The 8,567-nt window shown below is 73.1% G+C and carries 7 protein-coding genes; 5 read left to right on the top strand and 2 right to left on the bottom strand.

The annotated features are described in order from the left end of the window. Positions 1–168 precede the first annotated feature (168 nt). The 3 genes from FV223_RS13615 to FV223_RS13605 all read left to right on the top strand — a co-directional run bounded on the left by FV223_RS13615 (position 169) and on the right by FV223_RS13605 (position 3,453). Complete coding sequence (locus tag FV223_RS13615) at positions 169–1,254, top strand: hypothetical protein (RefSeq protein WP_147727555.1); 1,086 nt, start codon at positions 169–171, stop codon at positions 1,252–1,254. Continuing rightward, positions 1,251–2,564 carry an ATP-dependent protease ATPase subunit HslU gene (gene hslU / locus FV223_RS13610; protein ID WP_147727554.1) on the top strand — a complete coding sequence of 438 codons (1,314 nt, stop codon included), beginning with the start codon at positions 1,251–1,253 and terminating at the stop codon, positions 2,562–2,564. The genes FV223_RS13615 and hslU overlap by 4 nt, the downstream gene beginning before the upstream one ends. 70 nt (positions 2,565–2,634) lie before the next feature. Continuing rightward, positions 2,635–3,453 carry an EamA family transporter gene (locus FV223_RS13605; protein ID WP_243936709.1) on the top strand — a complete coding sequence of 273 codons (819 nt, stop codon included), beginning with the start codon at positions 2,635–2,637 and terminating at the stop codon, positions 3,451–3,453. A gap of 54 nt (positions 3,454–3,507) precedes the next feature. Here FV223_RS13605 and FV223_RS13600 read toward each other — a convergent pair whose 3' ends face one another. Next, on the bottom strand, positions 3,508–4,569 hold the full coding sequence (locus FV223_RS13600) for an MBL fold metallo-hydrolase (RefSeq protein WP_147727552.1): 1,062 nt from the start codon (positions 4,567–4,569) through the stop codon (positions 3,508–3,510). Between the two features lie 156 nt (positions 4,570–4,725). Between FV223_RS13600 and FV223_RS13595 the strand changes: the two genes are divergently transcribed. Continuing rightward, the gene (locus FV223_RS13595) at positions 4,726–5,532 is read left to right on the top strand and encodes a Crp/Fnr family transcriptional regulator (RefSeq protein WP_147727551.1); all 807 of its coding nucleotides are present in this window, start codon (positions 4,726–4,728) and stop codon (positions 5,530–5,532) included. 5 nt (positions 5,533–5,537) lie between these two features. Beyond that, complete coding sequence (locus FV223_RS13590; RefSeq protein WP_147727550.1) at positions 5,538–7,844, top strand: PAS domain-containing protein; 2,307 nt, start codon at positions 5,538–5,540, stop codon at positions 7,842–7,844. A 32-nt stretch (positions 7,845–7,876) separates the two neighbouring features. Here FV223_RS13590 and rimM read toward each other — a convergent pair whose 3' ends face one another. Beyond that, on the bottom strand, positions 7,877–8,407 hold the full coding sequence (gene rimM / locus FV223_RS13585; protein ID WP_147727556.1) for a ribosome maturation factor RimM: 531 nt from the start codon (positions 8,405–8,407) through the stop codon (positions 7,877–7,879). Positions 8,408–8,567 lie beyond the last annotated feature (160 nt).

Raw genomic sequence — 8,567 nt, 5'->3', positions numbered from 1 at the left:
GCTCCGAGGGCCTCGGCGGCGAGGTCGCCGGCTTCGTCGGCGAGATCCGCGCCGCCTGACGCCGGCCGGGGGATCGCACGCCGGATCGGCCGCGCGCTCGGCGGCGCGATCGACCCTGGTAAGCGTCCCGCTTCGCGCTTAGATCGGGGCGATGCGACGTCCCTCCCCGTGCCCGCCGGCCCTCCGGTGATCGACCCCGCGCTCCTGTCGCGCGCGGTCGCCCGCGGCATCCTCACCGCCGCGCAGGTGGAGGCCCTGGACCGGCTGGCCCGCGAGGAGGCGGTGCCGGTGCCCGAGCGCGTGGACGACGACGAGCGCCTGCGCTTCATCACCGGCTTCGCCGACATCTTCGTCACCCTCGGCATCGGCCTGTTCCTGGGCGCGGTCTGGCTCCTGGCCGGCGACACCCTCGGCGAGACGGGCAGCCGGGTGCTCGTCGCGGCCCTGGCCTGGGCGCTCGCGGAGTTCTTCACCCGCCGCCGCAGGATGGCGCTGCCGAGCATCGCCCTGCTGGCGATCTTCGCGGTCGAGTCCTTCCTGGCGCTCGCGTCGATGGCCGGCCTCGCGATCGGCTTGGGCAGCGCCCTGCCGGGACCGAGCGGATCGGGCGCGCCGGCACCGCTTCCCTATGCCGGGGCGGCGCTCGCGACCCTGGCGCTCTGCGCCCTGCATTACCGGCGCTTTGCCGTGCCGATCACCATCGCGGCGGGCGCAGCCGCGCTCGCCGGCACGCTGCTCGCGCTGGCCTTCGCCCTCGTCCCGACCCTCGATGCCGACGCCTTCAGCGCGCTGCTGGTCACGGCGGGCCTCGCCGTCTTCGCGCTGGCGATGCGTTTCGACCTCGGCGACCGCCAGCGCCAGACCCGGCGCACGGACATCGCGTTCTGGCTGCACCTGCTCGCCGCCCCGCTGATCGTGCATCCGATGCTCGCCACGGTCCTCCGGAACGCCGAGGCGCCGTCGACGGTCTCGGCGATCCTGGTGCTCGGCGTGGTGCTGCTGCTGGCGCTGGTGGCGCTGGTCACCGACCGGCGCGCCATCCTCGTGGCCGGCCTGACCTATGCCGGGATCGCGTTCGGAACCCTGATCCGCGACGCCGGCTTCAGCAACCGGGCCGCCCCCTTGAGCTTCCTGGCGCTCGGCGCCTTCGTCCTGCTGCTCAGCGCCGGCTGGCACGCGATGCGGGGCGTCGTCCTGCGCGGCCTGCCCGCGCGCCTGGCAGACCGGCTGCCGCACCCGATCGGAGCCCGATGACCACGTTTTCCCCCCGCGAGATCGTCTCGGAACTCGACCGCTTCATCGTCGGCCAGCACGACGCCAAGCGTGCCGTCGCCATTGCGCTGCGCAACCGCTGGCGCCGGCAGCAGCTCACCGGGCCGCTGCGCGAGGAGGTCGCGCCGAAGAACATCCTGATGATCGGCCCGACCGGCTGCGGCAAGACCGAGATCGCCCGCCGGCTCGCGCGGCTCGCCGGCGCGCCGTTCCTCAAGATCGAGGCGACCAAGTTCACCGAGGTCGGCTATGTCGGCCGCGACGTCGAGCAGATCGTGCGCGACCTCGTCGAGGTGGCGATCGGGCTCGTGCGCGAGGAGAAGCGCAAGGCGGTCAAGGCCAAGGCGGAGGCGGCGGCCGAGAACCGCATCCTCGACGCCCTGGTCGGCCCGACCGCGAGCCAGCCGACGCGCGACAGCTTCCGCAAGAAGCTGCGCGACAGCCAGCTCGACGACAAGGAGGTCGAGATCGAGTTCGCCGGCAATCCGTCCTCCGGCCTGCCGATGTTCGAGATCCCCGGGATGCCGGGCGCCTCCATGGGCGCGGTCAACCTCGGCGACATGTTCGGCAAGGCGTTCGGCGCCGCCAAGGGCAAGCCGCGCCGGATGAGCGTGCGCGACGCCTACGCGCCCCTGCTCGCCGAGGAATCCGACAAGCTCGTCGACGACGACGCGCTGATCCGCGAGGCGATCCGCGAGGTCGAGGACAACGGCATCGTCTTCCTCGACGAGATCGACAAGATCTGCGCCCGCGAGGGGCGGTCCTCGGCCGACGTCTCCCGCGAGGGCGTGCAGCGCGACCTGCTGCCGCTGATCGAGGGCACGACGGTAACGACGAAGCACGGGCCGGTGAAGACCGACCACGTGCTGTTCATCGCCTCGGGCGCCTTCCACGTCTCGAAGCCCGCCGACCTGCTGCCGGAGCTGCAGGGACGCCTGCCGATCCGCGTCGAGCTGCAGCCGCTCACCGTCGAGGACTTCAAGCAGATCCTGACCTCCACCGAGGCGAGCCTGCTCAAGCAGACGGTGGCGCTGATGCAGACGGAAGGCGTGACGCTGGCCTTCTCGGACGACGCGGTGGACGCGCTGGCCCGCGTCGCGGTGGAGGTGAACGGCTCGGTCGAGAACATCGGCGCGCGGCGCCTCTCGACCGTGCTCGAGCGCGTCATCGACGAGGTCTCGTTCACCGCCACCGACCGCTCGGGCGAGACGGTGGCGATCGACGCGGCCTATGTCCGCGACCGGGTCGAGAGCCTGGCGGCCAACGCCGACCTCAGCCGGTTCATCCTGTAGCGCCGTGCGCGGCCTCGAACGGCCGGGCGCGTCGGCGACGCTCCTGCCCGTCGTCGCGCTCGTCGCCGGCATGGTCTCGCTCCAGAGCGGAGCGGCCCTGGCCAAGAGCCTGTTCCCGATCGTCGGCGCGGCCGGCGTGTCGAGCCTGCGCGTCGGCTTCTCGGGCCTGATCCTGCTCGCGGTGTGGCGGCCGTGGCGGCGGAGCCTGAGCTTGCGCGAGGCCGGGATCATCGCGCTCTACGGCGCCGCGCTCGGGATGATGAACCTGACCTTCTACCTGGCACTCCGCACGATCCCGCTCGGGCCCGCGGTGGCGATCGAGTTCCTCGGGCCGCTCGCGGTCGCGCTCTCGGCCTCGCGCCGAACCGCCGATTTCGCCTGGATCGGCCTCGCGGTGCTCGGGCTCGGGTTGCTGCTGCCGATGCGCGAGGCCGGCGGCCTGGACCCGGCGGGTGTGGCCTACGCCCTCGTCGCGGCTTTGGCCTGGGCGCTCTACATCGTGTTCGGGCAGCGCGCGGGCCGGGTCGACGGCGGGCAGGCGGTGTCGCTCGGCATGCTCGCGGCGGCCATCGTGGTAGCGCCGTTCGGCTTGGCGAGCTCCGGCGCGGCCCTGCTCGATCCCGAGACGCTGGCGCTCGGCTTCGGGATCGCGGTGCTGTCGAGCGCGCTGCCGTACTCGCTGGAGATGGTGGCCCTGCGCCGGCTGACGCGGCAGGCCTTCGGGGTGATGATGAGCCTGGAGCCGGCGATCGCGGCGCTCGCGGCGTTGATCCTGCTCGGCGAGCGCCTGTCCCTGCTGCAATGGCTGGCAATCGGCTGCGTCATCGCGGCCTCCGCCGGCATCACCGCCGGTGGCCGGAAGGCGAGCGCGACGGAGCGGACCGCCTGACGGACGATCGAGAGGGCGTCTCCACCGTGACCGACGCGGGTGGTTCGTCCGCGGTCAGCCTTCCCACACCTGCCCCGGCCGCAGCGCGAGGAAGCGCGCGCGCGGCTGCCCGGCCTGGTCCATTGCCGCGTCCAACGCCTCGGCCGGCTGCGCGATGCCCTCGTCGGTGAGCCGGAAGGTGCCCCAATGATGGCCTAGCGCCTGGGTCGCCCCGAGCAGGTCGAGGGCGGCGACCGCGTCGGCCGGGTTCATGTGCTGCGCCTGCATGAACCAGCGCGGCTCGTAGGCGCCGATCGGCAGGGTCGCCAGCCGCGGCGGCCCGAAGCGGGCACGCACGTCCCGGAAGATCGCGCCGTCGCCGAAGCCGGTATCGCCGACATGGTAGTGGACGCCCCAGGGCGTGGTCAGCACGAAGGCGCACCACAGGGCCATGCGCCGGTCGTTCAGCCCGCGGGCCGACCAGTGGTAGGCCGGCGTCAGGTGGACGGCCACCCCGTCGCCGAGATCGACCGAGCCGCCCCAGTCGGCGGTCTCGACATGCATCGTGTCGTCGTAGCCGCGCAGGATCGTGTCGTTGCCGAGCGGCGCGACGACCAGCGGCTGGTGCGCCTGCCAGATCCGCGCGAGGCTCGGCCCGTCGAGATGGTCGTAGTGGTTGTGGGTGATCAGCACGGCGTCGATCGGCGGTAGGTCGGCCATGGCGATGCCGGGGGGGTTGACCCGCTTCGGGCCCGCGAAGCGCGTCGGGCTCGCGCGCGTGGCGAAGACCGGGTCGATCAGGATGTTGCGGCCGGCGACCTGCACCAGGTAGCTGGCATGCCCGATCAGCACGATGCGCAGGCCTGTGACGCGCTCCGGCGGACGGTCGGCCGGGAAGGGGCTCGGATAGGCCTTGGGCCACGCCGTTCCGCCGCGCTCGGCCTTCCAGCGGAGGACGTCGGCCAGGGCCTTGTCGGCGACCTGGCCGGGCGCGAAGAACCGCACCCCGTCGAAGTGGTCGCTTTCCGGCCCGCGGTAGTACGGGTTGCGCCCGCGCCTGTGCACGGCGTAGCCGACGCCGCCCAGGGTCATCACCGTGGCCGCGCTCGCGGCCGTGAGCAGGCTTCGCCGTTTCATGCCGTGATCACATGGCCGGCGCCGCCCCGGAATCAAGCGGATGCCGTTGCCGGCCCGTCCGTCATCGAAAACTTGCGCGAACTTCGACTTGTGAACAGACGGCGGCCTCGCGCTGCGCTATGGCCTTGTTGCACCTGGGAAACGAACCGCCCCGCCATGGCCGTCACCGCCGCCACGTCCTTCGGCAGGAACCTCCTGCTGCGCGCCCTCCAGCCCGCCGACCGGGCGCTGATCGCGCCCTACGCCGAGCCGGCCGAGTTCGCGCGCGGCGACATCGTGTTCGAATCGGGCGATCCGGTCTCGCACGTCACCTTCCCGTGCGACCACACCGTGGTCACCCTGGCGATCACCATGCTCGACGGCCGCATGACCGAGACCGCGACGGTCGGCTGGGAGGGCGCGGTCGGCGGCGTGGTCAGCCAGGGCTACCTGCCGGCCTTCAGCCGCGCCGTGGTCCAGATCGGCGGCCCGGGGCTGCGCGTGGAGGCGGGGCGCCTTCAGGCGGCCAAGCACGCGTCGAGCACGCTGCGCAACCTGTTCACGCGCTACTCCGACTGCCTGATCGCCCAGCTCCTGCAATCGGTGGCCTGCAACGCCCTGCACCCGATCGAGCAGCGCGCCGCCAAGTGGCTGCTGACCCTGCACGACCGGCTCTCGACCGACGTGCTGCCGATCACCCAGGACGTGCTCGCCGAGATGCTTGGCGTCCGCCGCACCTACCTGTCCGGCGTCCTGCGCGGCCTGCACGACCGCGGGATGATCGCGGTGTCGCGCGGCCGCATCGCCATCCGCGACCGGGCGGCCCTGGAGCGGGCGGCCTGCGAGTGCCACGACCGGGTGCGCCGTCATTTCGAGGAGGTGCTCGGCGCGGTCTATCGCGACGACGGCACGCTGGTGGCCGTCGACCCGGCCGCGGCCGGCGGGTCCGCGGCCGGCCAGCCCTCGCAGGGAAGGGCGGCCTGAGCGCCATGACCGCCGCACCGACGCCGGACGACCCGCTGGACGACGCGCGTCTCGCCGCCCTCGACACCTACGACATCCTCGACACGCCCGCCGAGGCCGGCTTCGAGGACATCGTCCTGCTGGCCTCGCAGGCCTGCGAGACCCCGACCGCGCTCGTCAGCTTCGTCGCCAAGGACCGGCAATGGTTCAAGGCCCGCATCGGCTTCGACCCGTGCGAGACGCCGCTGTCGCAATCGGTCTGCGCGCACGCGCTGGGCCGAGACGGCATCCTGGTCATCCCCGACCTGACCCGCGATCCGCGGACCCGCGACAACGCCCTGGTCACGGGCGATCCGCAGATCCGGTTCTATGCCGGCGCGCCGCTGCACACGCAGGAGGGTTTCGCCCTCGGCACGCTCTGCGTCATCGACTCCGTCCCGCGCCCCGAAGGGCTGACCGACCGGCAGATGGCGACGCTCGCCGCCCTCGCGCGCCAGGTGATGGTCCAGCTCGAGCTGCGCCGGGCGATCGAGAACCGCGAGCAGGCGCTCGCCGCCCGCGCGCTGGCCGAGGAGCAGCTGCGGCTCGCGGTCGAAGCCACCGGCATCGGCATCTTCGACTTCGACCTCGCGAGCGGCGAGCTGCGCTGGGACGCGCGGGTGCGCGCCCTGTTCGGCGTGCCGGCCCGCGGCCCGGTGACCTACGCCGAGACCTATCTCGGCGGCCTGCACCCCGACGACCGGGAGCGCGCGGACGCGGCGGTCTGGGCGGCCATGGACCCGGCCGGCACCGGCGCGCTCGACATCGACTACCGGGTGATCGCGGCCGACACCGGCGCGCAGCGCTGGATCGCCGCCCGCGGGCGGGCGATCCTCGAGGACGGCGTCGCGGTCCGCTTCATCGGCACCGTCCGCGACATCACCGAGCACAAATCCGCCGACCTCGCCCTGAAGGCGACCGAGGAGCGCTATCGCCTGGCGGCGCGGGCCACCACCGACGCGATCTGGGACTGGGACCTCGTCGCGGACCAGGTCCGGTGGAACGAGGCGCTGATGCTGGCCCACGGCCACGACCTCGCCGACGTCGCGCCGCAGGGCGCCTGGTGGCTCGCCCAGATCCATCCGGAGGACCGCGACCGGATAGCCCACAGCATCCATGCGGCGATCGACGGCGCGACCGAGACCTGGACCGACGAGTACCGCTTCCGGCGGGGCGACGGCAGCTACGCCGCGGTGATCGACCGCGGCTACATCATCCGCGACGGCGCGGGCCGGGCGGTGCGGATGATCGGGGCGATGCTCGACATCACCCGGCGCAACGAGACCGAGCGCCGCCTGCGCCAGAATCAGGCGCAGCTCGACACCGTGCTCCAGACCATGCCGGTGGGCATCCTGCTGGCCGAGGCCCCGAGCGGCCGGATCGTGTTCGGCAACTCGCGCCTGGAGCGCATCCTCGGCCACGCCACCCTCTACGCCGAAGACCGTGCCGGCTACGGCGCCTACCGCGCCTTTCGCTCGGACGGGGCGCCGGTGGCGCCGGAGGACTACCCGCTCGCCCGCCTCACCGCGGGCGAGGTCGACCACGCCGAGCTGGAAGCGCACTACCAGCGGCCGGACGGGTCGCGCCGCTGGATCGAGATCGTCGGCGAGGCGGTGAAGGACCCGTCCGGCGCCACGATCGGCGCCGTGGTGGCGATCAGCGACATCGAGGACCGCAAGCGCGCCGCGGCGCAGCAGGACATCCTCCACCACGAGCTCGGCCATCGCCTGAAGAACACGCTGGCGCTGGTCCAGGCGATCGCGACGCAGACCCTGCGCAACGTCACCGATCTGGACGCGGCGCGCGAGGCCCTTTCGGCCCGTCTCGTGGCCATGGGCAAGGCCCACGACATCCTGCTCTCCGGCGAGAGCGAGAGCGCCGGGATGGAGGCGGTGCTCAGCGGCGCGCTGAGCATCCACGACGACGGCGGGCCGCAGCGGTTCCGGCTGTCCGGCCCTGACCTCGCGGTCGGCCCGAAGGCGGCGCTGTCGCTGGCGCTGATGGCGCACGAGCTCGCCACCAACGCGGTCAAGTACGGCGCGCTCTCGGTGCCGGGCGGCAGCGTGGCCCTGGGCTGGCACGTCGCCGGCGAGGGGCCCGGCGCGGTGATCCACCTGCTCTGGCGCGAGCAGGGCGGTCCGCCGGTGGTCGAGCCGCGCCGCAAGGGTTTCGGCACCCGGCTGATCGAGCGCGGCCTCGTCGGCGCGATCGGCGGCGCGGTGGCGCTGGCCTACCCGGAAACCGGCGTCACCTGCACGGTCACGGCGCCGCTCAGCGGATTGATGGAAGCGTAGGGCGGATCGCCGCCGGGCAGCCGAGGCTCCGCTCAGCCCGGATCGTCCGCGGGCTTCGGGCCGGGCGGCGCGAAGAAATCCTCCGGCGGAGCGACGACGACGCGCCCGGCCGCCACGTCGAGCTCGGGGACGAAGGCCTTGGTGAAGGGCAGCAGCGCGGTGGCGCCACCCTGCGCGGGCTTGATCTCGAGGAGATCGCCGCCGCCGTAGTTCGGCACGGCGACGATGGTGCCGAGCACGGTGCCGGCGGCATCGATCGCCGGCAGCCCGACGAGGTCGGCGGTGAAGACCTCGTCCTCATCGGGGTCGCCGAGACGCTCGCGGGGGACGTGGAGGAGGGTCCGGTTCAGCGCCTCCGCGCCGGTCCGGTCGGAGACGCCGCGCACCCGCGCGATCAGCAGGTCGGGCGAGGAGCCGGGCGCCGGGCGCACGCTCGTCAGCTCGAACGTCCGGCCGTCGGCCGCGACGAGGGGGCCGTAGCCGGCGATCGCCTGCGGGTCGCCGGTATAGGATTTCAGGCGGATCTCGCCGTTCAGCCCCTGCGCCCGCCCGAACTCGCCCATCACGACGAAGCTCGGATCGACCGCGGCGGGAGCCGGCTTCGCCGCGGGCTTTGGCCGCGGCGAGGTCTGGGTGCCGGGCGTTTAAACAAAAACGCGCCCCCCCGACCCGCGCCGATGTGGGTTTGCGGGGTGTGGGTGGAAAAAAAAAAGGGGGGGGGGG

Source organism: Methylobacterium sp. WL116 (assembly GCF_008039455.1).
Classification (GTDB): Bacteria; Pseudomonadota; Alphaproteobacteria; order Rhizobiales; family Beijerinckiaceae; genus Methylobacterium.
The sequence above is the reverse complement of the archived record's forward strand: the minus strand, read 5'-3'. Positions and strand labels throughout refer to the sequence as shown.

Bases quoted from the DNA above. Each gene is read 5' to 3' on its own strand.
- hslU (WP_147727554.1), top strand. From the start codon at position 1,251: ATGACCACGTTTTCCCCCCGCGAGATCGTCTCGGAACTCGACCGCTTC.
- FV223_RS13605 (WP_243936709.1), top strand. From the start codon at position 2,635: ATGGTCTCGCTCCAGAGCGGAGCGGCCCTGGCCAAGAGCCTGTTCCCG.
- FV223_RS13600 (WP_147727552.1), bottom strand. From the start codon at position 4,569: ATGAAACGGCGAAGCCTGCTCACGGCCGCGAGCGCGGCCACGGTGATG.
- FV223_RS13595 (WP_147727551.1), top strand. From the start codon at position 4,726: ATGGCCGTCACCGCCGCCACGTCCTTCGGCAGGAACCTCCTGCTGCGC.
- FV223_RS13590 (WP_147727550.1), top strand. From the start codon at position 5,538: ATGACCGCCGCACCGACGCCGGACGACCCGCTGGACGACGCGCGTCTC.
- rimM (WP_147727556.1), bottom strand. From the start codon at position 8,407: ATGGGCGAGTTCGGGCGGGCGCAGGGGCTGAACGGCGAGATCCGCCTG.